Source organism: Hallerella succinigenes, from assembly GCF_002797675.1.
GTDB classification, from domain to species: domain Bacteria; phylum Fibrobacterota; class Fibrobacteria; order Fibrobacterales; family Fibrobacteraceae; genus Hallerella; species Hallerella succinigenes.
Window position 1 is genome coordinate 1,337,676 of record NZ_PGEX01000001.1, and the last position, 24,128, is coordinate 1,361,803.

Sequence of the window (24,128 nt, forward strand, 5' to 3'; positions counted from 1 at the left end):
GTGAAACTCCGATTTTAAATCGCTCTTTACACATTTTTACGGACTCAATTTAACAAAACGAGGCTCTCCCCACAAATCTTTTATAAATTTCTCACTATGAAAAAGCTGATTACAGGATTCGTTTTCCTGAGCCTTGCGCTCGCATGCCCCGCTACCATTTTTGCGCAGTCCAGCAGCACGTTCGACTACGAAGAAAATACAGACGAAGACGATTTTGAAAACGATGACGTTTCGCGTACATACGTGGATGAGGATGGCGTGACCCATTTCCGTTCTGCCGAACAGATTCAGGAAGAAGAATTTTCCCGTGACACCCGCGAAGAAGACGCCCGGCGCCGTGCCGAATCGGAAGCTCGTCTTGAAAACTGGACGGCTCCGGTCACCTTCGGCGTTCGCGCAAGTATCGGCTTAAACTGGCTCGCTGGCGGTGACGCCGACACCTGGGGCTGGGAGACGGGCTTTGAATTCAGTGCCGGCGGCATTATGTCCATCAACCTTTCGAGCATGCTCCACATCGTCCCGGAAGTGGCAATCGCCTACCGCATGAACTCTTACGAATACACCTCCGAAAACATCACCACGTCAGGTGACATTTCCGCATGGGAAATCGACGTGCCGTTGCTCGTGCGCGTAGACCTTCCGGAAGGCACCGAAATTTTAGAAGACATGTTCATCGAAGCGGGTCCGCAACTCAGTCTCAACCTTTCGAGCAGTGACTCTTATGAATTCGGCAATTACGAAGGCGAAGACATCATCACGCCGGCCACTCTCGAAGCAGGCATCGCCATCGGCGTCGGCTACGCACTTTCCCGTGAAATGGCTGTGGATTTAAGATTCTATCGCGCTTTCACCGACTTCGCTAAAAAGACGAAAATCTTCAACAACAAGCGCAGCTATTCGACAATGCAGATCAACGCAGGCTTTTCTTACATGTTCTAGAAATGCGGCCTAAACGCATCTGCGCAGTCGGATGCGTTCTGTACACATACGCAAAAAGAGAGGTCCTTGGAAATTCCTTTAACAAAAGGGATTCTAAGGCGCGTATGGCGACACCCCGCTGCACGCGTTTTGCCGCCACAAAATCCGCTTCATATTCTTCCGCAAAACAGATCATGTGAAAGCCAAGCTTCGCCACGGCAAAGATCAAATGGAACAACAGCAACAGTTCTACCAGATTGAATCTCAAATAAACGCCTGCCGCTCCCAGAGTAAGCACACAAAGCAACGCAAATCCGCCCTGCAACGAACGGCGCACAATGCCATGATGGAGTTCCGCATGCGCCTTTTCATGCGCATTCACAAAGGCTCCGCCGTGATCACTTGTAAAGTTCGCTTCCGCAGGGAAAACGTCATTCACAATCGGCAAAATTCGGAAAAACGTAAAACGGTCCAGCTTGCCGTTCATGCGACGCACTTCCCGAACTTCGAGAAGAACGCGCAAAACAAATTCCACGACAAGCGCAGAGATCAAGATCCATTCGGCAAAAGACATTAGCCTTCGACCTTCAATTCCTTCAGAAGCACCGTCGAACGGCGCACGAAGTCTTCAAAACGCGCCTTTTCCCAGTCGATAAAAGCCTGGTCAATCGGATGCGATTCGTCGTAATCGTCAAAAATTCGACGGCCGCGAACAAAGTCCTTATCTGTTCCGTGGACAACCGCTTCCGACCACTGTTTTTCGATCACGCGAAGACGCTTGACCAAATCGCTGAATGTATCCGGCAGCGGAATGTCCTTGATGAGTTCCTTGAAAAGATCTCCCGGGAAATTCTTGCGAACGTCGTTCGGATTCAACGCAAGAAGCGTATGGTCCGTTTCGGTGGCAAGGAAAATCTTCATCAGCATGTAACGTTCGAGGAATCCCTTGTAAATAATTTCCGCCAAATGACGGGAAGATTCCTTGAGGTAGTTACTGCCGAGCCCTGGAATATCCTCTTCCGTATAAATTTCTTGAATTTGCGCAGCCTGTAGACGGCGGAGCGCATCCACCACGAGAATCGCATTCTTATCGCTCAAAACCTGGGATTCTTCAGGCGCCACAAACCCCTTTCCGCGAATCGCATACTTGTAAGCGTTACGCGCGACGGCATAAGCGTTCTTTCCGTAGCACCATCCCGGACGCAGTTCGTTCAAAGAAGGGCTTACGCTGTGCACGCGCGGATTGTTCGGAAGAATCAAGCTGAAGGGAAATTTGAGGCGCTGCGGCGAAGCGGTGACGCCTGTCGAAATGACCGTGTACGGAGATTCCGAAAAGTTCGCAGGGAACTTGATACTAGAACCGAGGCCGAAGAACATTCCAAGGCCCGGCATGATTTCCTGATCGGGCATACGGCTTGTATGGTTCGAGCCTACGTTTGCACCGTATCCGAGGTTTCCATGACCTTCCGGCCAAATCGCCGCGATGAGCAAAGAGTGGTGATGCATCTGGGTCAAAGGGCCCACAAAGCTGTGGGTGACTTCCGCTTCATCGATATGGACGCACGGGCAGATGATCGAAGAATTCACAATCGCCTTGTTGCCGATTTTGGTACGACGCATCAGCACGGAATCTTTGAGAAGAGCCGTCGAATGGAGCTTTGCCCCTTCCTGCACACAGCTGTTTTCAAGAATCACGCCATCATAAATGTACGTCGGTTCTTCAAGGCTTCCCAGCACGACCGTATTGCGAATTTTTGAAGCGCCGTCAATGCGCACATGTTCGCCAATCCAGGAATTGCGCACAATGTTCGTATTCGCAACGATGGCGTTTTTTCCAACAATGCCATACGGCACCAAAACTTCTTCGCGCCAAGCGTTCATCTGCGAAACAAAGGCGCTCATCGTTTCGGCATCGGTCTTGGTGAAGAGCTGCATTTTCACAAGTTCCGGGGTAATGTCGGGGAAAATTCTCACCGGGCGTCCGCCCATTTCATTTCCCACGCAAACCTCCGCGGCTATCTGGTAATGCGACTTTCCATTGGCGACGATCGAGCCCACATTCTGCACGACTGCTCCCTGCGAAACCCAGATGTTCGACATCAGGCTTGCATGGTGAATCAAAGAGTTTTCAATCCAGCAATCGTGAATGGCACTCGAATAAATGCCCGTCGGAGCAGCGACATCTCCCGGCATCAAAAGTGTGCCGTAAAACGCAGGCAAATGAACCCGTCCCGAAAAAGAAGAACTAAAAATTCGGCCCGGAGTGAAAAGCATATCGACAGTCACCAAAGACCAGTCCGAACTGCGGTTGCCGTTTTTTTCCAAGGTTTCGATTTCTTGCGGCGAAAGGGCGCGTTCTTTGGCAGCGGCACGACCTGTCTGGAAGAGCTCCGCATAAGAATTCATCGAACTTGCCTTGAGGGCCTTTTTCAATTTGAACAGACGTTGCATATTTGCAATTAAAAATACTATTTTCCCTGTCGAAGCAATTCTTTTATCTTAAATTCGTAATATGATTCCTGAATTTTTCCATCGTTATATCAAGAAGCAGAAAAACGGAGTGGTACTCTATCCGAACGATCTGTTCGACCAGCGCGTTCAAGAAGAAATGATCCGTGCCGACGAATACAAGAGCTATTTCGTCTACGCGGAAATCGATTTTGACTCTATCCGCAACGCTCTTCCGAAAGATCAAGAGGAAAAATTCTGGGAAGCGGTGTTTAAGAGTTTTGCCACCAAGGGTCGCGGTTCCGATGTTCTCGGCCTCCTCGAAAACGAATCCGGTGTCGGCATTATTATGCTCGATTCCACGATGGACGGTTGGGACCGTCTCGTTGGTCGTATCAAGGAATTCTCCAAAAATTTCATCACCGATTTCGGCAAGCCTTTGAGCACCATCAAAGCGTTTGTCTATCCGGCTTACCTCGATTCCAAAACCCCTGCCGCAGCCCAAGAAAACCACGCATGAAAGTTCTCGTTGTAGGATCAGTCTACCCTCGTTTTCCAGAAGACAATGAAGTTCCCTGGCTTCGCAAGTCCGTCGCCACTCTCCGCGATGCAGGCGTTGAAGTCGAAGTCATGGCTCCGTCCTACAAAGGTTTAAAATCGCACACAATCGACGGTGTACCCGTTCATCGTTTCCGTTACGCCGTCAAAAATCTCGAAATTTTGACGCACGACGAAGGCGCTCCGACCAAGATGGCGAAGCACCCGTCCATGCAGCTGCTTGCGATTCCCTACTGCATCAGCGGATTCTTCAAATGCCTTTGGCTTGCGAAGAAGAAAAAGTTCGACGTGATCCATGCTCACTGGCCGTTTCCCCATGCGCTGATCGTACTTGGAGCCTGCAAGCTGTTCCGCATTCCGCTGGTGTTGAATTTCCACGGCGCAGAACTTTTGCTCATCCGCAAAAAAAAGTGGATCCGCCCGATCATGAAGTTTATCATTGGGCAGGCAAATGCGATTTTTGCGAACAGCCGTTTTACCGCTTCCAAAATTTCGGCACTTCGCCCGGCCAAGATCGAGTGGAGCCCTTATGGATCTCCGCTTTCTTCGGGAAAAGTTCCGCCACATGCACGTGGCGAACGTTACAAGATTCTTTTTGTCGGACGGCACATTGAACGCAAAGGCATTGAATATTTGATCCAGGCGGCAAAACTTTTGGATCCGAAAAAATTTGAAGTCCGCATTGTCGGAAAGGGGAACCTGACGGAATCTTTGAAAAATCTTGCAAAAAAGATTCAAACGGAAAACGTCACCTTTACCGGTCCGCTTTCTCCCGACGATCTGCGCAAGGAATATCAGGAAAGTAACTGCTTTGTACTGCCTGCGATCGTCGATTCCAAAGGCGACACCGAAGGCTTAGGAGTCGTACTGATCGAAGCCATGCAGTATGGGCTTCCGGTCGTCGCATCGAATGTGGGCGGCATCCCGGACGTTGTTGTTGACGGAGAAACGGGCATTCTCGTTCCCGAAAAAAATCCCGAAGCTCTTGCAGCCGCATTCCAAAAGCTCGAAAGCGATCCCGCTTACGAAACCGAACTTTTGAAGGGCGCAGAAAAAAGAATCAACGACTGTTTCAACTGGGAAAAAATCGCGAAAAAACAGATTGCGGTGTACGAGAAGTTGATTGGCAAATAACCATTTTACTTCTTCTTTTTCCTTCCACACATCCAGCTGAGCACCAAATTCTGCCAAATCACATAGCACGTCGGAGCGATTGCCGCCACCGGACCCGCATACAAGCTCGAAATCCAGATTACGAGAGTCGTATTCTTCTGTCCCATGCTCTGCGAACTTTCAATCGGGTGTTTCTTATCGCTGAACCATCCGACGGTGAACTGCACAATGCAAAGGATCAACGCAACGAGCGCAAGCATCGAAAGCTTTCCGCTGTTCCAGAGTTCCGCAAATCCCATTTCCCGAATGTCATAGCTCGCCTTGGCAAGAATCAAAAACACGGAAATCGTCCACACGAGCAGCGTGTACTTCTGAAAGCGAACCGCCTTGTCCGCAAGTTCCGGGTAAAAGGCTCGCAAGCCTAAAGCGATGGCGAGCGGAATCGAAATGATCGGCTGAATGGAATTAAAAATTTTCATGGCGACTTCGGCAAAGCTCGCATCGGCTCCCGTCAAATATCCATAAATCAACGGAATGCTAAAGCATGCAATGATATTTCCGCTCAAAAAAATCTTGAGCGCGAGCACCGGATTTCCACCGAGCACTTTTGCCATCGCAGGCGCCGCATTGGCAGGCGGGCACAGGCAAATAATCGCGCCGCCCAAAAGAACTTCACGCGGCAGCTGGAAAAACTCCACAACACCCCACAAAACGGCAAGCATCACAAGGCTCGCTAAGAACGCCTTGACTTCAATCTTAAAAGTATAGCCGTGTTGTTGAGGCGGCACTTTTCCCACAAACGAGAGAAACATCATCAGTCCAATCATAAAGGGCAACGCGGGGGAAAGAACATGCGCCTGTGGCAGTAAAATGCCCAAAAGAATGGCCACCGGCATCAAAATAGATCTCAATTTCGCCATGGTAGAGCCAAAGTTAGTAAATTGGAGGTCGAAGATGTTACTCTCGCGATACAAGGACATTCCGGTCGACAGACCCGTTTTTAAGAAGAAGAACTCCAACCCGATGCTCTTCCTCGTGAAAGGCTATTTGGCGGTCATCGCCCTCGGAACGATCCTTCTCAGTTGCCCTTTTTCCCTCCAAAAGGATCTTTCGATTCTAGACGCCTTTTTCACGGCGACTTCCGCCGTCTGCGTCACGGGCCTTTCCGTCATCGACATCGGAACGACCTTTACCCATGCGGGCCTCTGGATTCTTGCCGCTCTCATCCAAATCGGCGGTCTCGGCATCATGACTTTTTCTACGGCAATCCTGCTCCTTTCCGGAATGAAACCGGGATTTAACCAGCAGGCTCTCTTTAAATCGGGCTTTACCACCGAAGGTAGCATTGAACCGAAAAAAATTCTCTCCGCCGTCCTCCCATTTACGGTTGTCCTGGAAGGGCTCGGCATGACGGCGCTCTTTACGCAGTTCGACCATTTGCCCTTGAACGAGCGCATTCTTTATTCCGTCTTTCACGCGATCAGCGCCTTCTGCAATGCGGGATTTTCCCCGCTTCCGAACTCGCTCGTGAGTTACCAGTTCAATCCGGTCGTTTGCCTCGTGGTCATTCTTCTTGTGCTCGCAGGCGGCATCGGATTTCTCTCCATGTCCGAAATCAAAAACCTTTTCGACTTTAAAACGCGGACCATCCAAAAGATATCACTCCACACCAAAATCGCCCTCAGCGCAACCCTTATCATTTCCTTGATTGAAATGTTCAGCGTTCTCCTCATCGAATGGAACGGAGCCTTTGACGGGCAAAGCTGGGCAGAAAAGCTGCTTTCGGGCGCATTTGTCGCCCTGTCTTCCCGCACCGCAGGATTCAACACGATCGATCCTTTGAGCCTTCGCGAAACAAGTACGATCATCATCATCATTGCAATGTTCATCGGGGCAAGCCCCGGTAGCTGCGGCGGAGGCTTAAAAACGACGACCGCTGCGGTCATCACCCTTCTCGGCATCAACCGTCTTTTGGGACGCGATAAGACCCAGGCGATGGGCAGAACCATCCCGGAAGAAACGGTGGACAAGGCCCTGCGAATCTTTATCGTTTACGCGGTCCTCGCACTTGTCGGGACGCTCACGCTTCTCTTTACGGAATACCCGGCCGGAGCGATCGGAAGTACCCATTCACACTTTGTATTCGTTTTCTTTGAAGTCGCGAGCGCCCTTTCAACCTGCGGACTTTCCCTTGGTCTCACCCCGGAGCTTACCGCTTCCGGCAGAATCTTTATTTGTATCTTTATGTTCGTAGGCCGTATGGGCGCCCTCTTCCTCATCTCCGCCGTGGTGAAGAAAAAGGATGCGGGAACCTGGTACGCAGAAGAAGACATCATGGTGGGTTAAAAAATGGCAAAGAAGCAGTTCATCATCATCGGACTTGGCAACACGGGAATCTTTCTCGCCAACCATCTGACGAGCCTCGGCAGTGAAGTGCTCGCTGTAGACAACACGCCGGACAAAGTGCAGGACATCACCCCGAACGTCGCCCATGCAGTTGTCGCCGACACAACCCGCAAGCAGCAACTCGCAGCGCTTCCGGTGACGAAGGTCGACGCGGTCATCTGCTGCATCGGCGCAGACCTCGAAGCTTCGCTCCTCACCATTTTGAACTTGAAAGAACTCGGCGTCAAGCATATCATCGCCAAGAGTTCCAGTTCCCAGCATACGTCGATCCTCGAACGTTTTGGCGTCTCGGACATTTTCCAGCCGGAACGCGACATGGCGATTTCCATTGCGGAACGCCTGACTCACCCGAACATGCTCGACCGCTTACCATTCCTCGACGGCTTCTCGATCATCGAGGTCCTTTGTCCGAGCAAGTTCATCGGCAAGACTTTGAAGGAACTTTCCTTGACGTCCAAATACGGCATCCAGATTATCGCAATTCGCGATCCGCTACAGCCACAGGCTTTGATCGGAAACCTCGCCGATTACCCACTCAAGGAAAACGATATTCTGTTTATTCTCGGACCGAACGACATACTCGAAGACTTCGGATAATTTCGTCTAGACTTCGTTCATCACCTTCTTGATTTCATCCTGGCATTTCACAAACGCTTCGACAATTTCCGGGTCGAAGTGGGTTCCACTTTCTTCCTGGATAATCGCCACAGCCTTTTCGAACGCAACGCTCGAAATGAACAAAAGCCAAGTCACCTGAGCCTCTAAAGAATGGAAATCGACTTATCCGAAATTTCCGCACAGAAATCGGCAAAGATCTGCGCCAGCAGAACTGGGAATCCCTTGCTGTGCTAGGATTCCGCAATCGGTGTCACCACGTTCTGCGCAATCTGAAAATCGAACAGGAAGCCCGAAAGGAAGGCGCACGGAATGCCCAGAAGCATTAAAAAGAAGAGCCGCTTCGGCAGACGGATGAGTGAGAAATCCGACGATTGCACCCGGGCAGAAATCCACCCAGGACCGTTGCGTAGATTGTTATATGTTTTTTTTCGAGCATTTTTCATCAAAATCCGTGTTTTTGTATAGTTTAAGAATATGCAAGAATCGCTTAGACTCAAATCCATTACCATCCGGAATCTTCGCTCTATTCGAGAGGAGACGTTTCCGCTAAGCGATTTTACAGCCTTGATCGGTTACAACAATGCGGGAAAAACGACCATTTTGATGGGAATCCGCTGGCTTTTGTACCGTTCTTCGCTGGACAATTCCTATTTCGATAATCCCGATTTGCCGGTAGAAGCGGAAGGACTTTTTGCAGGTATCACCGATTCTATTTTGAGCAAGCTCGAAGTCTCCCAGCAAGAAGTCATCAAGCCTTTCCTCAAAAATGGAAAGCTGCGCGTGCAACGTTCCCAGCGTGTGCCGGGAGAAAACGCGTCAGATGTAGAATTCTGGGTTTTGGACTGGAACGGAGACAACGGTCACGGAGAATGGATCAAGGCGCCTTACGGATTTGAAGACATCTTCAACGTGTTTTTTCCGCACCCGATCCAGATTTGGGATTTTGAAGGGGACAAGGCCTTCACCAAACTTTTGAACGAAATCTTTAAGCCGTTGCAGCGCAGACTCGGTAAGGATTTCAACGAGCTGATCCAGCGCTTCGCTTCCCTGCTCGATGCGCATAGCGATTCCCGTGCGCAGGAATTTGAACTTTTTGAACGCGGATTGAATCAAAAGCTCCGTCCGCTGTTCCCCTCGGTGAACGTGCGGATCGACATTCCAACGCCGAGCCTTGCATCGTTTCTTTCGACTGCAAAGCTGAACGTCTATGACGAAGACGACGGCTTTGAACGCGACATCCATTCGATGGGCGCAGGTTCCAAGCGCGCCATTCAGATGGCGCTTGTGCGTTACCTCGACGAAGTCAAACGGCATCATCACAATCATTATTTGAGTCGGACGCTTTTGCTCATCGATTCCCCGGAACTCTTTTTGCATCCGCAAGCCGTGGAACTTGTGCGCGTCGCCCTCAAGAACCTTTCTCGCGAAGGCTACCAGGTAATTTTTGCGACGCATTCCGCGCAAATGGTCACCAGTGAAGATGTGAGCACCTCCCTTCTCATTCGAAAGAACAAGGAACGTGGCACGTTCATGCGCCGCCGAATGGAAGACGCGGTTCACGCGGTGATTACCGATGCACAGGCGCAGCTGCAAATGCTCTTCTCGCTTTCGAATTCAAACGAACTTCTGTTCGCCGACTATGTGCTTTTGACCGAAGGTAAAACGGAATGGCGTGTGCTTCCGACGCTCTTTGAAAAGATGTCCGGAATGTCCTTTGCGCTCATCCGCTGTGCGCTCGTCCACCAGGGCGGCGTGAGCAATACGCGCAAAAGTATGCAGGTCTTAACCGCCATGGATTTGCCCGTGCGCGCAATCGTCGATTTGGATTATGCCTTCAACAATGCGCAGCAAGACGGCTTCTTAGAAAAGGACGATCCCGATATCGAATTCTGCAAGGATCTTTTCCGTGAGCTTTCGCTGCAGGAACACATTCGCCTGGTGCACGGAATTCCGGTCAGCAAAAAGAGCCGTATCTCGGCAAGCGAAGCCTATGCGATGATGGCCGCCATGCCCGAAGCGCGCAAACCTTTGCAAAACATCCACGACAAACTTTCCAAGGTCGGCATCTGGGTCTGGACACGTGGAGCGATCGAACAGCATTTAGGTCTAGAAGGCAAAAACGAACGCGCCTGGCACCACTTTATTGAACGCGTCCACAACGAAGATCCGCACCGTTTCTTGCCGGATTACGAAGACATTCACCGTCTTTGCGCTTGGATCATCGAAGGCTCTCACGAGTCGGACGTCTAAAGCATTTTTCATTTTCAAATACAAAAAAGCGACGGTCATCCGTCGCTTTTTTGTTTTGCAATAATCGTTTAATCTTCGACCAAACGAAGCGGCATGAGCAAGAACATGCAGTCCATGTCGGAACCGACCGGTTCTATCACGCAAGCGGCCACAGGACCGTTCATCTTGAGGATCACGTCATCGCTTTGACAAAGCTTCAAGACATCCAACATGTAAAGTCCGTTGAAACCGATGCTGAACACGTCTTCGCCTTCGTGAATCACCGAAAGAGCTTCCGTCGAATCGCCACCCACGTTCGGGTCGTTTGCGGAAAGTTCCATCTGGTTGCCGTCGAGCTGCAAGCGGATCATGCGCGTGCGAGCGTTAGCCATGGAAATCACCGTCGTGATCTTGTTGAAGAGATCTGCGCGATTCACCTGGACCGTGCGCTGGAAATTCGTAGGGATCACCGCTTCGTACTTCGGATACGGGCCTTCGATCAGCTTGGAAATGATCTGCACGCCTTCGCTTGCAAAGAGAACGTAGGTATCGGAAATGCGAACTTCGATTGTCGATTCACCCGAAACGCTCTTGAGCGCGTACTGGATTGCCTTCGGCGGAACGATGACTCCCTTTCCCAAGGTACAGTTTTCAATGTCCACGTAAGCCTTGCCCAGACGGTGACCATCGGTCGCCACCATAATGAGCTTGCCTTCCTTCGTTTCCATATAAGCACCGTTCAGGCTCATACGGGTCAGGTCGTTCGAAACCGCAAAAAGCGTTTTGCCGGCGAGGAAGTCAAGTTCGCTCTTGCCGAGCTGGAACACGCAGCCGTCTGCCACATCCGGAAGCGGCGGGAAGTCGCTCACGTCAAAGCCCGTAATGGAAGCCTTGCCGCGTTCGCTCCAACGCACTGTCACGAGGTAATCGACGACTTCAATAGAAATGTTCACGATCTTCGGATCGATCAAGCTCTTGACCAAGTCCAAAAGCTTGCGAGCGTTGACCACTACGGCACCGTCGGATTCACCCTGGACATCGAGCATCACCCTAATCCCCAAGTCGAGGTCAGTCGCGCTGATTTCTAAGGAATTGCCTTCCAAGCGGATGGCAAAGTTGTTCAAAACCTGAATGGTAGCCTTGTTCGGCACTGCCCCGATGACCATGTTCAAGGCACTGAGGAATTTCGCTTTTTCAATTTGAAATCTCATAGCGCCTTACCTTAGTTTCTAGCCATGACAAAAGCAATCCATGCGGCAACGGCGATCACAGCGAGAATCGTCACGCCGACAGAACTCATCTTGTTCTTCTTAGGCGTGAAATTCTTTGCATCCTGCATCGCTTTTCTACGGTCTCTACGGCTCATAAAAAATCTCCATTGTTTTTTACGAGTAAAAACTATTATTTTATGTTCGAAAGGATTTGCAAGGAATTGAAATTTATGGCAGAAAACACGTTAAATAAGATCAAAAATGGTGCATTGAGTTGCGCATGCTCCGTGCTGAACAAGATCAACATCGCCACGGAAGAATCCCGTTTGAAGGCAAAATACGAGTCCCTAGGCCGTCGCCTTCTGCCGGCACTTGAAAAAGACGCCTTGGACGAACTCAAAAACGACCCAGAAGTCGTCGAACTCGTCGGAAACATTTCTGAAATCCGCGCCCGTATCCGCGACATGAAGAAGCGGGAACAGAAAGGCTTTCAAGCTTAAGGTTCCACGTTGAAAAAACTGAATCTTCAGCTCTTTTACGAAAAAACCGGAAAATCAAAATCTTCCCAGGTTTCTTTGTGGAAGCCAATCCTTTGGACCATCGGCGCAGTCATCGCGATTTGCGGGTTTATCTTCTTTTCGCCTCTCGAAATTTACAACAAATTAAGCGACGGCACATTGCTGGATCTACGGGCGCAAAACCGCGAAATCAAGCAGAACGTGAAAGCCCTCAAAGCGGACAACGACAGCGCAGAACTTTACTTGAACCGAACCAAGGCGCACCAGGATAGCATTTACAAGATCGGCGGCATCAAAAACGTCGTCCCTTCGGAAAGCGCGGACTCGATTCACAAGGCAGAACGCACCGAAGCTCTCTTTGAAACATACACGACCTATTCCATCTTCCGCGATTCGCTTCTTGCAAATCCGAAACTTGCCGAAGCCGTCCCCGTTCTGCATCCGATTAAAAAACATTCCGTGATTACGAATCACTTTGGCATGATCCAGGATCATTTTACAGACCAGCAGCTTCCTCACCGCGGCGTGGACTTTTTTGCCGAGGAAGGGGATACGGTCATCGCCACCGGAGCGGGAAAAGTCATCGAAGCTCGCACGCACCAAGGCTTTGGGCAAACGGTCAAGATTCAGCACTCCGATCACATTCGCACTTTCTATGCGCATCTTGAAAAGGCTTTAGTCAAGAAAGGGCAAACGGTCAAGCGTGGCGATCCAATCGCTCTCGCAGGACGTTCCGGACGTACCGCAGGCACCGTTTTGCATTATGAAATTCGTATCGATGGGGAATCGGTCAATCCGGAAGATTACTTCATCATTCCCTGAGGTTTTATGGACAACTCAAGACCTTTTGAACAAAACATCATTGCCATGGTCTGGGATTTTGACAAGACGCTCATTTCGGGCTACATGCAAGATCCTCTTTTTAAGCGCTACGCGATCGACGCCAAACAGTTTTGGAAAGAGGTCAACGCCCTTCCCGCCTACTATGCAAAGTTCGGCATTCAAATCAACCGGGACACCTCTTATCTGAATCACATTCTGACCTATGTGAAGGCCGGAAAACTAAAGGGACTTTCGAACAAGATCTTACGCGAATGCGGAAAGGAACTCGGATTTTACCCGGGCCTTCCAGAATTTTTCCCGAAAGTTAAAAAGCTCATCGAAGAAAATCCCGTGTACCAGAATGCGGGCATTCGCTTAGAGCATTACGTGGTGAGCACCGGTTTTGCAGAAACGATCCGCGGCAGCATCATTGCCCCGTATCTCGACGGAATCTTTGGTTGTGAATTCATCGAAGCGCCTGCTCAGCCCGGCTATTTAGACAATAGCTTTGACCCGCAAGAAGGTGAAATTTCACAGGTGGCAATCGCCCTCGACAACACTTCGAAAACGCGTTACCTGTTTGAAATCAACAAAGGTTCAAATAAGTTCCCCGACACGATCGATGTGAATTCGCAGATCGACAAGAACAATCGTCGCATTCCATTCGAAAACATGATCTACATTGCAGACGGTCCTTCCGACGTTCCCGCGTTCAGCATTTTGAATCAGCACGGCGGCGCAACCTATGCGATTTACCCCGCAAAAGACCGCATCGCCATGCGACAGGTCGATTCCCTGCGCCGCGACCATCGCATTCAGATGTACGGCGAAGCGGACTACCGCGAAGATTCCATGACGTGGATGTGGCTTTCGGAGCAGGTTTCTCATATAGCGGACAACCTTGTGCAAAAGCAGCGGGAAATCATCCGCCAAAGCGCCTCAAGACCGCCGGAGCACCTGAATTCCTAGTCATTTTCCACGGTTTTAAAATCGCTGAACCGTGGAATTCTTATATTGCTACTACCCAAAATTTTAGAGGTTCCCGTTCCTTTTGAACGGGACTGATAGATTTTATTGTTTTTGTCCATTTAGGAGTTTTAATGGCTATTCAGAATACGAAGCGTGGCATTTTGATTAGCATGACGCCGTACGAAAAGAGAATTGCCGTAATGGAAGGTGGAGACCTCGCTGAACTCGTTGTCGAGAGCGCAGAGTCGAACCGAGTCCTGGGTAATATCTACAAAGGCGTCGTGCAGAAAGTGCTTCCCGCGCTGAAAGCCGCGTTTATTGACATCGGGCTTGAAAAGGCCGGTTTCCTTCACCAGGAAGATGCAATAGACCGGAACATCCTCCTTTCCCGCGAATACGGCGATAAGGATGATGAAGAAACAGTCGGCGAAGAACTTTCGATTGATCAGATCTTGCACGAAGGTCAGGAAATCATGGTGCAGGTAGTGAAAGAACCGATCAGTACCAAGGGTGCTCGTTTGACGACACACTTGAGCTTTGCCGGTCGATTCCTCGTCTGCATGCCGAATACAAACTTTGTCGGCGTCTCGAAGCGTGAACGCGATCCGAAGAAACGTCGCGAATTCAAGAAAGTCGTTCGCCGTCTCAAAGGACCGGATGTGGGCTACATCGTCCGCACGAACGGCCTTTCCGAAAGCGAACTTGAAATTTCGAAGCAGATGCGTGAACTGGAAGCAAAGTGGGATGCCACAAAGTACAATTTCCAGCATCAGCCTGCCGAAACTTGCATTTACAAAGAATCGGATTCCGTCAATCAGACAATCCGCGAATACTTCAGCGATAACACCGACTACGTATATGTCGATAACCGCGAAGAATATTTCGCCATCCGTGAAGAACTGCAGAAGCTCTCTTCCGATAAGATCAACAAGGTGAAGCTCTGGAGCTCCAAGGAAAGCCTTTTCGAATACTTCAAGATTGAAGACGATTATGCGCGTTCCCTGCAGCGTTCCGTTCCGTTGCCTCATGGCGGCAACCTGGTAATCGATCAGACCGAAGCTCTCGTCGCCATCGACGTGAACACCGGTCCTAAGGTCCACGGTAAGGATCAGGAAAAGATCATTTTCGAAACGAACGTCGACGCTTGCTACGAAATCGCAAAGCAGCTCCGCTTGCGCGATATCGGCGGTCTTGTGGTAATCGACTTCATCGATATGGAACTCCAAGAAAATCGCGACGCTCTGTACCAGGAATTCCGTAAGGCAATTCGCAAGGACAAGGCTCCGATTACGCCGACACCGCTCAGCCAGTTCGGCCTCATGGAAGTGACCCGCAAGCGCGTGCGCACAAACCTCATGACCGAAAAGACTCACGTCTGCCCGGTCTGCCGCGGCACCGGTCACGTGTTCCGATTGGAAACGACCCTTTCCGCCATCGACCGTTGGCTCTCTCGCGCCCGCACCAAGGGACGCATCAAGAAGGTCAAGATGGTCGTGAGCAGCGAAATGGTTGATCTCCTTTGCAAGGATATGGCCCGTATGTTCCACTACTTGGAATACAAGCACGAAATGTCGATCGAACTCGTGGAAGACGACAAGATGTTCCCGAACCAGTTCTACATGTTCAATGACAAGGACGAGGACATCACGGAAGAATACAACTTCGCCTAATCGGCAAGTGAAAATTCCAAGCCATTCGAAAGCTCCGCAGAAAACTGCGGAGTTTTTTGTATCCCTCCTGTAGTCATTTTGGGAAAAAGGCTCGGGAGATTTTCATCACAAAAAAGCTCCGCAGCAATTCTACCGCGGAGCTTTTGGTGTGTTGTGTTGGATGATGGAATACTCCTTTCCGTTTAAAGTATCATCCGTATTGATGAAAGTCTCTAGGCGAGGAAAAACTCCCGTGGACATATTGTCCAAACTACATCCTGAATTCAAACAACACAACCACAGCCCGCCCCACCACATTCTGGAGCGTTTTAACACCAGACGACAGCCAAAAAGCCAAGGTAAGATGAGCGATTATTCCCAATCGACACCATAAAATACGATTTCATCGATCCAGAATTCACCGTCCTTTCCACCAAAGATCGACAGATTCGTCACATGATCCTTGATCGCATCCCAGCCGATATTTCCACCGATGCTATCCGCAGCGAGAAGCGAATCCGGTGTCACCACGATACGGCTCCATTCCGACGGAACATCGATATGGATCCAGGACTTTCCGCTTGTATAAGCCGAAGTGCTGTCAGCCAAAACATCGAAAGCAAAGCTGATGTAATTGTCTACGCTGCCGCGGACCCAGAACGAAACGGAATCGAGCGCGCTCAAATCCACTTCCTTTCCCAAATAATGGCCCATCAGTGCCCAGCCCCCCACGGAATCATTTTGAGAAGTAAAGTGGGCAGCCATCCCTTCACGGCCTTCGCCCGCCTCCACTCTTTCCAAGGACGCCGTCGCATATTCCGAATAAGAAACATACCAGGCAAACGAGCTGTCTTCAAAATCTTCCAACAGGAATTCACGCACAAGCGTATCTGTTAAGACAAGCGATTCATTTTCTTCATCGGCCTTCACCGAATCCGAAGCGATGACCTGATTTTTGTATACAAGGAGAATTTCAAAATCGCCCTGCGGAATCTGCATCGAGAAATTCCCGGTCGCATTCACCGCCTGCACGTGGCGCGTTCCCCGCACAATCACATAAGCAGGTGACATGTCCGTTTCCACATGGCCCGAAAGCGTTCTCGGTGCGTCCACCTGCACCGAAATCGGAATGCTCGTGTCCGGAAGAACCGCCGGGATCATCACTTTCGTCGCCCCTAAAAGAATCGATTCATCTTCCCGATTCGTCTGGGCTTCCACAATATAATCGCCCGGTTTCAAATCTTTCAATGTCAAAACGCCGGCATCATCCGTTTCATAGGACTCTCCTACATCGGAAAGTCCCGTTCCTAGGAAATTGACAAAGGCATCCTTTTCGCAGACCTGCACGTGGCTATAAGCCGCAGGAGTCCCGTCCGCGTGCAAAACAACAACCGTCGCTACGGAATTTTCCGTTTCAAAGGTCGAACCCGCCGTTTTTTCGGAGCAAGCCGCCAAGACACCACTCAAAGCAGCCGCTAATCCCATCATCCAACTCCACTTCATTGATTCCTCACCCTTACCACTGGATAAAACGCCATCGAAAGTCGCACAACCCTATCCGGATACTTTACTGAATCTACTCTTTTTTGGACGAGTCGGCGAAACATTGCGTTCATTTACAAGCACATTATCCAAAGCTTCGATTGCCAAATTCAACGTCTGCTTTCGAAAATTTCGCACTGCCAAAGCCTTTTCCGGGCCGCCCACGGTCAAATGCGCATCCATCAGGGAAAGCTTCCCCGAGGCGAGTTTTTCTTTTGCCTTTTGCAGGGCATGCACCGGCAGGCGATGCTTCTTTTGCAACACGCGGAATAAAAAGCTCGAATCCAGTCCGAGCTTTTCTCCCATCATTCTGTACGAATAGAGCGGCATCTCTTTTTTGCGCCGTTCATAGTAGGACTTTAACAGGTCGCGGTAATCCGCTGTGTCCAAAAACAAATTCATCCCATTTAAAATACACTGAGATTATCGATTCGAGGATTGCAAAAAAGCCAAATTCCATGGACTTTTTGTCCAAACCCAGCAAAAAAAAACCGCCCTGGGAATTCCCAAAGCGGTTTGTAGATATCCTTAAAAGGGTTACTTGCTGAGGGTGCTGACCTGAACATCCCAGCTCTGACCGTTGACGGCCACGCGGTAGGTGTTCGTTCCAGCCACCTTCATGCCTGCGGTATTGACAGCTCCAACAGCCGGTTTTGCAGCGGCAGGAGCCGGAGCATTCGGATCCTTCTTCGGCACGCCAATGTGACGATTACCCTTGAGGAAGTCGATACCCTTGTTGCCGCCCTTCGTCTGGAGGCAGCCCGTGATAAAGATGTTTTCATCCGTCACCGGGAGATTGTTTTCTTCGAGGAGCTTCTTCGCCTGAGGAATACCCGGTTCAATGATTTCAGCAGCGCACTTGACGCCCGGATGAACCTTCGCAAACGGTTCCTTGCCCATCTGTTCGGCAGCGATCTTCACGAGTTCGGCATCCGGCTCGCACGGAGTCTTACCGAGGTAGCCGAGGATCATGTTGCCGTAGCCTTCCGTAATCTTGTGCCAGGTGTCAAGGCCCTTGCTCTTGTTTACCGTATTGACATAAGCCTGCTGGAAATAGTACTGGGAAACCGGCGTCACGGAAGAAGCAAAGCCACCACGGCGCACGCATTCGGACATGTTCGCAATCACCTGCGGATACAGGTGGAACGTCTTCGTTTCGCGCATCATGAGGGTATTGGCCGTGAGAGCGCCACCCGGCATCGGGGAGAACACCACATCAGAAGAAATCTGACGGGATTCCGGCGGGAAGTTGTAATCCTTGAGGCATTCCACAGCCACGTTGTTCGCTTCCATGAGCTTAGGAATTGCATTTTCATCCACAATGCCGTCTTCGCCGAGAGCGAGAGCGTAATCCGTACCCTTGAGAGCATGGAACATGCTGAAGAGATCCGGCTGGGAAGTACCGCCAGAAAGCGGCTTACGAGCAAGGTCGATTCCATCAGCACCACCGTCGATTGCAGCGAGGTACTGGCGAAGGCCCGTACCGCAAGTTTCGTGAGAGTGAATGCGGAGTTCCACCTTGTCGCCAAGGAGCTTGCGAGCCCGCTTGAACGTTTCGTAAACCTTCATCGGGTTAGCGGTACCGGAAGCATCCTTGAAGCACACAGACACGAACGGAACGCCTGCGTCGAGAATGCTTCTCAAAGTCTTTTCGTAGAATTCCGGATCGTGTGCACCGGTGCAGCCGAGCGGAAGTTCCATCATGGTGACGACGACTTCGTGTTCGAGGCCTGCGTCCGTGATGCACTTACCCGAATAGATCAGGTTGTTCACGTCGTTCAAGGCGTCGAAATTACGAATACGGGTCATGCCGTGCTTCTTGAACATGTCCGCGTGGAGCTTAATCATGTCGTACGGCTGCGGAGCGAGAGCCACCACGTTAATACCACGGGCGAGAGTCTGCAAACGAGCCTTCGGGCCAACCGTCTTGCGGAAGGTATCCATCATATCGAACGCATCTTCACCGCAGTTCTGATAGAGAGCCTGGAAACGTGCGCCACCACCCGCTTCGAAATGGGTGATGCCTGCCTGGGCAGCCGCTTCAACTGCCGGCATAAAGTCCTTTGTAAAGACTCGGGCGCCAAAGATGGACTGGAAGCCATCACGGAAAGACGTATCTTGGAATAGGATTTTCTTTTTCATAAGTTATCCATTTGGGGGAATTTCACCCCCTGTCTAAGGTTCAAACGATCGATTTGTTACAATATAGAAAAGCAAAGAGCCCGCACCACATTTCTTGAAGGCTTTCTGGATAAAGCCCTTAGAAATATCTTGCTCGAGTTCTTCGCCGTGTGACATAATTATTCTAACGACGTATCGTCTTCTGAATTATCTGGTTTTGTATTGTCAATGCAGTTGATGGAACCCGGATCAACCGTGCATTCATCCGTGATATCATTTTCTGCTTCCGTGCTGCTGGAACCGCAAGCGGTCAAAACGGAGGCGAACAAAGCCAAAAGTGCAAAAACAAATAAGCCAAATCTCTTTTTCATAGCATTATTATAGATTTTTTTTCGACAAAAAGGTAAAAAAAAGCCCCTTATATTCGCCGAAGGCTCCAAATTCACACGCCAAAATTGTCACCCAAAATTCAAAACATGACATTTTCGCTACAAAAGCAAAAAACCCATCCAAGGGACGGGTTCTTTACAAACTTTACAGTATCAGCCGTAAACGAAATTACTTCTTAGCGGCCTTAGACTTCTTAGCGGTAGCCTTGAGTTCTGCACCGACCTTGAAGGAAACGACCTTCGTAGCCTTGATCTTGATCTTTTCGCCGGTGAGCGGATTGCGGCCCTGACGAGCAGCGCGTTCCTTCACGCTGAAGGTGCCGAAGCCGATCAACTGGACCGGGCCACCCTTCTTGATGCCTTCCGAGATACCGTCGAGAACGGCATTCACTGCAGCAGTAGCAGCCACTTTCGTTTCGATGCCAGCAGCCTTCTGGACGTATTCAACGAGTTCTTGCTTATTCATGGATTTATTTCTCCTTAAGTGTATTTTTGAATTCGATACATTTATTATACTTTTTTTTCTGTGCAAAACAAGAGTTTTTGACAAAATATTTTTCCGTGAGCCCTTATTTTATGGGACTTCTCTCCCTTTGGGAACAACCTCTTCCCGGCGGCGACGGGGGAACAGACGGTGTTCCACATACTGCTGAAAAATCGCTATCACGATGCAGGTGAACGGAATCGCGCACACAAGGCCGATAAAACCTAAGAGTTTGCCCCACACGGAGATAGAAAGCAGTATCAACACCGGCGGAAGGTTCATTTCCGTGCCTACGATCCTCGGGATAATGAGCATATCTTCGACAATCTGGATAATCAAATAGATTGCAGTAATCACCAAGAGCACTTGCCAATACGGCATTCCCGTGTCGAGAGAATAAATGATTCCGAGAAAGGCTGCGATAGGCATACTCGCCGCCTGCAGGTACGGAACCATGTTCAAAATACCGATAAACATCCCAAACGCAATCCCCATCGGAAAGCCGATAACAGCAAAAGAGACCGCATACAGACCGCCCACGATGAAGGCGACAAGGCTCTGGCTGCGGAAATAGGCCTTCATCAAAAGGTTCGTCTTGCGCAAAATATCCGGACGATCATCCGATTCAAGCGGAATCAGAATACGCACCTTACGGGTGATTTTCGGCATATCAAGCATTAAGAAGGTCGTGTACATTGCAATAAAAACAATGCTCACCAAGGTCAACACCACCGTCGCCGTCCCCGAAAGCACGCCCAATGCACCCGGCAAAAGTTTGGCGATCATCGACTGCAAAGTTTCCCAGAAGTCAATGCTCTGCAAAGTATTGACAAGCTCCGTGCCCACCGTCATGTTTTGCAGTTCCGCACGCCAATCCGAAGGGACAATCGAAAGAACCGGTTGCAACCAGGCGCTGTCCGACATAAACTTTTTTACAAGCGTCACGAAACGGCTGCATTCCGCCGTCACCTGCGGAATAAAAATCAGGCAGAAAACGGTAATCGCAAGGCACATCAAGAGCAAGGTCGCAAGAGTCGCCACGATTCTCGCCACCCTTTTAGGCACCGCAGAAAAACGCGGTTTGCGAAGACACAGGCGTACCCAGAATTCGATCTTGTCCACAACCGGGTTCACCACATAGGCGATTAAAAACGCGCCGACAAACGGAGCGAGAACGCCTCTTAAATAATAGACAAGAGCAATCGCACACAGGGCGATGATCAAGATCGTGATGTACTTCAGCTTAAGCCGAGTGCTTGCCGAGACGGTCGTCGCGATTGTTTTTTCGATTTGAGGATCCTTTTCCATAAACTTTTATCGTCCCCCAGATATAAATTCCTGTTACAACAATCAATATACATAGGCTCAATCGGAGAATTTGGTCATTCGTCCCCAAAAACTCCAATTTTTCAATTTCGATTTCAGTCGGAAGCCCCAAAAGAGAGCCCCTTCCCGTTTCCACGGCGACTTGAACCACGTGATCCAAGTGCAAAAGCGAGTCCGGTTCCACCCCGCGGATATCAAACCAAATCTTGTTCGTTCGCGCCTTGGAAAGCCCTTCGCGGTGTTCCGTGTAATGGCGCGTCGCCGGAATGTCGAGGCGCACCGGGCGCAGACTCAAAGCGTCTCCCACCTTGGATGCAACCGGATCCGCCGTGTACAGTACAAGCGCAATGTCGGCGTTTGAGCGGAACGTAATCGCGACCGAGTCCATGTGGGAAAAATCCCGGCCTTCTAACGAAAGCGCTTCGAAGCCTTGGGCAAGCGGAAATTCGATGCCCGCATGCGGGTGATACAGGCCCGAATTCAAAGTCGCCCGCATCGCGATCGCACTGTCGCTTTCAAAAAATTCGGCAGTCGAGAATCCCCCTTCGCGGATGTCGGTATAGATTCGCGGATTTCCCAAGGCTTTGTTCTGAGGCCAAAGGACGAGCGATTCCGTGTGAAAGCGGAAAAAGAACAAAGCGATAGCGAAAAGGCAAAGGAGGTACGCAAGCGTGAAGCGCAAAGAAAGGCTTTTCATTTTTTCTTCAAAAATCCAAAAATGACGATGATGATCGAAAGACACGCGCCGAGGAAAATCGCAAGTTCAAGCGACCCCGTTCCCTTGACCGCAATCTGCGAAATGCGAATGTGCAAAGGTTCGCCACGTTTCACGTTCCATCCCGGCGTAATTTCAAAACGGGCGGCGTGTTCCTTGTGACGCTGTGAAAGATCCTTGGCGGCGCCGGTCTGCTCAAACCAAAATTCCGGAACGTAAAAATCTTCGAAGGGAAGTGTAATCGTATTTTCACCCTTCTCTAACGGAATTTCTTTGAGCATCTGACGGAAGGTGTGCAGGGAATCTTCTTGCGTCACATCCGGATCGAATGTCCACACCTTTGCAATGATTTCCGTTTTCTCTTCTGCAAAGATTTTGAATACGACGGAATCGACAAGACTCCAGTTTTCGTAACGGTTCTTGGCCGTATCTTCCCCGCTAAAGGTCCAAATCAGTCCGCACCATGCGCCTTTGGAAGTGTCCATACCGAGCGTGCAGTGAAAATCCAAAATGGAATCCGAAAACTCCATTTTCGAAATGGAAGACCCCCCATCCGAAAGGTCGTCGTACACCATCAAAGTTTCATGCGCCCGCAACGGGAATATGTCTATCGAAAATTCACGCTTCGGAATAAAAACAAAAGCGATGAACAAGCAGATAATCGCGATGCATAAGATTGCGACGCGTTTTGCCATCGTATCTCCTAGTGTTTTTCGAGGATATCCTTGAACTTCAAATTATACTGCATAAGTTCAAACGCATCTTCTTCCGGATCGCCCGAACCCAAAATTTTGTCCACCATCTTCCCCAGAAACACGATGAAGCCGAAATGTTCCTTCTTTTTTGTGGAAAGGAGCATTCCGTCCGAAGGCGTCCCGACCATGCGACGCAGCAAAACATCCATTGTCGAAGCCGGTAACTGGAACATGCCGCAACACGTGGCAACCTTCCCCGGATTTCCATAATCTGGAAGCTTGCCGTCCACGAGCTTTTCCCCGTGATCAATACAACAGGTATTTTCATCCGGTTCAACCCAATCCGCCTTACGCGCTTCCAAAGTCTGAAGCCAAAGAATACGGGTTTTGTCGAAAATTTCCCTGCGGAACGCCATCGTCTTATCGCTCGGGAAAAAAGTCCCTAGGCAATGCGGACAAATGCGCAAGTCCAAGTGGGAAAGCTCGACTTTTTTTGTTTCGGATTTGCAGAAGGGGCATGTAGAGTTCATCGTCTTTAGAAAATAGTAAATTTTAAGGTATGGCAAAAATTATCCAAGTTACAATCGAAAATTTCCAGACCGAGCTGATGCAAGAGGCAGAAAATCGCCCGGTCGTCCTGACATTTGCCTCTTCCCAGATGCCGGATTGCGCATCTTACAATGCGATTCTTGAGAAACTCTCTTCCGAGCTGGACTTTACGCTCGGCGAAGTCAACCTGGACATTCCGGAAAATATGGCATTTGTCCAGACCTTCCGTCTGCAGTCGCTCCCGTTTGTCGTCGTGCTGCACAATGGCCAAATGGAGGATGCCATTCAGGGAAAGCTTTCGGAAGACGAACTGAAAAAACGCCTTTCCAAGTTCTTCATATCGGACGAAGACCGCGCAAAGCAAGAAGCCGAAGATGCGATTGCAGAAGGCAACTTCGCTGCCGCTAAACCGATTCTCGAAGGGCTCATCGCAAAAACTCCGAACGAAGACCATTTTAAGGTTCTTCTCGCCAAATGCGAACTCGGCATGGGCGATCCCGAAAAGTCCAAGGAAATCCTAAAGCAGATTTCGAACAACAGCGCCGAATATGCAAACGCAAAGTCTCTTCTCGACCTGATGGATCTTCTCGTTGAAGCAGCCAAGACGGATTCTGTCGAAGGCGACGCCAAGGCGTTCCGTGAAGCTTGCAAGGACGCAGAACGCAAAGATTACCGTTCGGCACTCGAAGGTTTTTTCCATTTGGCGCTTTCCAATCCGGACTTTAAAGACGGCGCTGCGAAAAAGTCCATGCTGATCCTTTTCGGCGTACTCGGTCCCAAGGACCCACTGACGTGGGAATACCGCTCCAAGCTGAATACGTTCCTCTTTATTTAATTCTTGGAAGATC

General features: G+C 50.0%; 27 protein-coding genes. 11 read left to right on the plus strand and 16 right to left on the minus strand.

What is annotated here, in order from left to right; translation table 11 throughout:
• The first annotated feature begins 96 nt into the window (after window positions 1-96).
• Complete coding sequence (locus tag BGX16_RS06010) at window positions 97-939, plus strand: outer membrane beta-barrel protein (RefSeq protein WP_100425237.1); 843 nt, start codon at window positions 97-99, stop codon at window positions 937-939.
• Here the strand turns inward: BGX16_RS06010 and BGX16_RS06015 are convergent.
• Together BGX16_RS06015 and BGX16_RS06020 are read right to left on the minus strand one after the other, a co-directional pair.
• Window positions 911-1,492, minus strand: a complete 582-nt coding sequence (locus BGX16_RS06015; RefSeq protein ID WP_100425238.1) for a M48 family metalloprotease — start codon at window positions 1,490-1,492, stop codon at window positions 911-913. The two genes, BGX16_RS06010 and BGX16_RS06015, sit on opposite strands and share 29 nt — an antisense overlap.
• Window positions 1,492-3,369 (minus strand): DUF4954 family protein, encoded by a 1,878-nt coding sequence (locus BGX16_RS06020; protein WP_100425239.1) that lies wholly within the window; start codon window positions 3,367-3,369, stop codon window positions 1,492-1,494. Before BGX16_RS06020 ends, BGX16_RS06015 begins: the two co-directional genes overlap by 1 nt.
• A 61-nt stretch (window positions 3,370-3,430) precedes the next feature.
• Between BGX16_RS06020 and BGX16_RS06025 the strand changes: the two genes are divergently transcribed.
• Both BGX16_RS06025 and BGX16_RS06030 read left to right on the plus strand, forming a co-directional pair.
• Window positions 3,431-3,886 (plus strand): hypothetical protein, encoded by a 456-nt coding sequence (locus BGX16_RS06025; protein ID WP_100425240.1) that lies wholly within the window; start codon window positions 3,431-3,433, stop codon window positions 3,884-3,886.
• A complete protein-coding gene (locus BGX16_RS06030; protein WP_100425241.1) occupies window positions 3,883-5,058 on the plus strand; it encodes a glycosyltransferase family 4 protein in 1,176 nt (391 codons plus the stop codon). The genes BGX16_RS06025 and BGX16_RS06030 overlap by 4 nt, the downstream gene beginning before the upstream one ends.
• A gap of 5 nt (window positions 5,059-5,063) precedes the next feature.
• On the opposite strand, the gene BGX16_RS06035 is transcribed toward BGX16_RS06030, so the two are convergent.
• Window positions 5,064-5,957 (minus strand): hypothetical protein, encoded by an 894-nt coding sequence (locus BGX16_RS06035; RefSeq protein ID WP_157797900.1) that lies wholly within the window; start codon window positions 5,955-5,957, stop codon window positions 5,064-5,066.
• Between the two features lie 34 nt (window positions 5,958-5,991).
• On the opposite strand from BGX16_RS06035, the gene BGX16_RS06040 reads away from it, so the two are divergent.
• The gene (locus BGX16_RS06040; RefSeq protein ID WP_100425243.1) at window positions 5,992-7,383 is read left to right on the plus strand and encodes a TrkH family potassium uptake protein; all 1,392 of its coding nucleotides are present in this window, start codon (window positions 5,992-5,994) and stop codon (window positions 7,381-7,383) included.
• Window positions 7,384-7,386: 3 nt separating this feature from the next.
• Window positions 7,387-8,040, plus strand: coding sequence for a potassium channel family protein (locus tag BGX16_RS06045; protein ID WP_100425244.1), 654 nt, complete (start codon window positions 7,387-7,389; stop codon window positions 8,038-8,040).
• A gap of 6 nt (window positions 8,041-8,046) precedes the next feature.
• Here the strand turns inward: BGX16_RS06045 and BGX16_RS14560 are convergent, their stop codons facing one another.
• Entirely contained in the window at window positions 8,047-8,196 is a 150-nt protein-coding gene (locus tag BGX16_RS14560; RefSeq protein WP_157797901.1) for a hypothetical protein, read from the minus strand.
• A 95-nt stretch (window positions 8,197-8,291) separates the two neighbouring features.
• Window positions 8,292-8,504, minus strand: coding sequence for a hypothetical protein (locus tag BGX16_RS06050; protein ID WP_100425245.1), 213 nt, complete (start codon window positions 8,502-8,504; stop codon window positions 8,292-8,294).
• Window positions 8,505-8,535: 31 nt separating this feature from the next.
• On the opposite strand from BGX16_RS06050, the gene BGX16_RS06055 reads away from it, so the two are divergent.
• The gene (locus tag BGX16_RS06055) at window positions 8,536-10,311 is read left to right on the plus strand and encodes an ATP-dependent nuclease (protein WP_100425246.1); all 1,776 of its coding nucleotides are present in this window, start codon (window positions 8,536-8,538) and stop codon (window positions 10,309-10,311) included.
• Window positions 10,312-10,379: 68 nt separating this feature from the next.
• On the opposite strand, the gene dnaN is transcribed toward BGX16_RS06055, so the two are convergent.
• Window positions 10,380-11,501, minus strand: coding sequence for a DNA polymerase III subunit beta (dnaN, locus tag BGX16_RS06060; protein WP_100425247.1), 1,122 nt, complete (start codon window positions 11,499-11,501; stop codon window positions 10,380-10,382).
• Between the two features lie 11 nt (window positions 11,502-11,512).
• A complete protein-coding gene (locus BGX16_RS14565) occupies window positions 11,513-11,656 on the minus strand; it encodes a hypothetical protein (RefSeq protein ID WP_157797902.1) in 144 nt (47 codons plus the stop codon).
• Window positions 11,657-11,731: 75 nt separating this feature from the next.
• Here BGX16_RS14565 and BGX16_RS06065 point away from each other — a divergent pair, with 75 nt between their 5' ends.
• The 4 genes from BGX16_RS06065 (at window position 11,732) to BGX16_RS06080 (ending at window position 15,480) form a co-directional block, all read left to right on the plus strand.
• Complete coding sequence (locus BGX16_RS06065) at window positions 11,732-12,001, plus strand: hypothetical protein (protein WP_146139431.1); 270 nt, start codon at window positions 11,732-11,734, stop codon at window positions 11,999-12,001.
• Window positions 12,002-12,010: 9 nt separating this feature from the next.
• Complete coding sequence (locus tag BGX16_RS14830) at window positions 12,011-12,841, plus strand: M23 family metallopeptidase (RefSeq protein WP_198514871.1); 831 nt, start codon at window positions 12,011-12,013, stop codon at window positions 12,839-12,841.
• Window positions 12,842-12,847: 6 nt separating this feature from the next.
• Window positions 12,848-13,810 (plus strand): HAD family hydrolase, encoded by a 963-nt coding sequence (locus BGX16_RS06075; RefSeq protein ID WP_100425249.1) that lies wholly within the window; start codon window positions 12,848-12,850, stop codon window positions 13,808-13,810.
• Window positions 13,811-13,941: 131 nt separating this feature from the next.
• Entirely contained in the window at window positions 13,942-15,480 is a 1,539-nt protein-coding gene (locus BGX16_RS06080) for an Rne/Rng family ribonuclease (RefSeq protein ID WP_100425250.1), read from the plus strand.
• A 351-nt stretch (window positions 15,481-15,831) separates the two neighbouring features.
• Here BGX16_RS06080 and BGX16_RS06085 read toward each other — a convergent pair whose 3' ends face one another.
• The 9 genes from BGX16_RS06085 to BGX16_RS06125 all read right to left on the minus strand — a co-directional run bounded on the left by BGX16_RS06085 (window position 15,832) and on the right by BGX16_RS06125 (window position 23,261).
• Window positions 15,832-16,962: a hypothetical protein gene (locus BGX16_RS06085; RefSeq protein WP_100425251.1), complete on the minus strand. Its 1,131-nt coding sequence runs from the start codon at window positions 16,960-16,962 to the stop codon at window positions 15,832-15,834.
• Window positions 16,963-17,013: 51 nt separating this feature from the next.
• Complete coding sequence (locus tag BGX16_RS06090) at window positions 17,014-17,403, minus strand: DUF4423 domain-containing protein (RefSeq protein WP_241899473.1); 390 nt, start codon at window positions 17,401-17,403, stop codon at window positions 17,014-17,016.
• A gap of 135 nt (window positions 17,404-17,538) precedes the next feature.
• Window positions 17,539-19,143, minus strand: coding sequence for a biotin attachment protein (locus BGX16_RS06095; protein WP_100425252.1), 1,605 nt, complete (start codon window positions 19,141-19,143; stop codon window positions 17,539-17,541).
• A gap of 158 nt (window positions 19,144-19,301) precedes the next feature.
• Window positions 19,302-19,493, minus strand: coding sequence for a hypothetical protein (locus BGX16_RS06100; protein ID WP_100425253.1), 192 nt, complete (start codon window positions 19,491-19,493; stop codon window positions 19,302-19,304).
• Between the two features lie 187 nt (window positions 19,494-19,680).
• A complete protein-coding gene (locus BGX16_RS06105) occupies window positions 19,681-20,001 on the minus strand; it encodes an HU family DNA-binding protein (RefSeq protein WP_277000087.1) in 321 nt (106 codons plus the stop codon).
• An 84-nt stretch (window positions 20,002-20,085) separates the two neighbouring features.
• Window positions 20,086-21,303, minus strand: coding sequence for an AI-2E family transporter (locus tag BGX16_RS06110; RefSeq protein WP_100425255.1), 1,218 nt, complete (start codon window positions 21,301-21,303; stop codon window positions 20,086-20,088).
• Window positions 21,239-22,018 (minus strand): hypothetical protein, encoded by a 780-nt coding sequence (locus tag BGX16_RS06115; RefSeq protein ID WP_100425256.1) that lies wholly within the window; start codon window positions 22,016-22,018, stop codon window positions 21,239-21,241. Before BGX16_RS06115 ends, BGX16_RS06110 begins: the two co-directional genes overlap by 65 nt.
• Complete coding sequence (locus BGX16_RS06120) at window positions 22,015-22,731, minus strand: hypothetical protein (RefSeq protein ID WP_100425257.1); 717 nt, start codon at window positions 22,729-22,731, stop codon at window positions 22,015-22,017. Before BGX16_RS06120 ends, BGX16_RS06115 begins: the two co-directional genes overlap by 4 nt.
• A gap of 8 nt (window positions 22,732-22,739) precedes the next feature.
• Complete coding sequence (locus tag BGX16_RS06125; protein WP_100425258.1) at window positions 22,740-23,261, minus strand: zf-TFIIB domain-containing protein; 522 nt, start codon at window positions 23,259-23,261, stop codon at window positions 22,740-22,742.
• A gap of 29 nt (window positions 23,262-23,290) precedes the next feature.
• Between BGX16_RS06125 and BGX16_RS06130 the strand changes: the two genes are divergently transcribed.
• The gene (locus BGX16_RS06130) at window positions 23,291-24,115 is read left to right on the plus strand and encodes a tetratricopeptide repeat protein (protein WP_100425259.1); all 825 of its coding nucleotides are present in this window, start codon (window positions 23,291-23,293) and stop codon (window positions 24,113-24,115) included.
• The last annotated feature ends 13 nt before the right edge of the window (window positions 24,116-24,128 follow it).